This is a genomic window from Acidovorax sp. sic0104 (assembly GCF_019219095.1).
Lineage (GTDB): Bacteria > Pseudomonadota > Gammaproteobacteria > Burkholderiales > Burkholderiaceae_C > Acidovorax.
On the sequence record NZ_JAHUWH010000073.1, the window covers coordinates 1 to 255 of the forward strand.

General features: G+C 70.6%; 1 protein-coding gene. It reads right to left on the bottom strand.

Annotated elements, in window-relative coordinates; all coding sequences use genetic code 11:
* The coding region (locus KW835_RS26715; protein WP_218387765.1) for a putative Ig domain-containing protein at positions 1-255 on the bottom strand (255 nt) is incomplete at both ends.

Consider the following 255-nt stretch of genomic DNA (forward strand, 5'->3'; position numbering starts at 1 on the left):
TGGGGATGGCGTTGGCGACGGTGGGGTTGTCGTTGACGTTGCCCACGGTGATGGCGAAGGTGTCGGTGACGCTGCCGCCGTTGCCGTCGCTGGCGATCACGTCGATGTCGACGCTGCCCACGTCGCCGTTGGCGGGTGTGCCGCTGAAGGTGCGGGTGGCGGGGTCGAAGCTGAGCCAGGCGGGCAGGGCCCCGCCGCCAGCGAGCTGGGCGCTGTAGCTGAGGGTGTCGCCCACGTCGGCATCGGCGAAGGTGT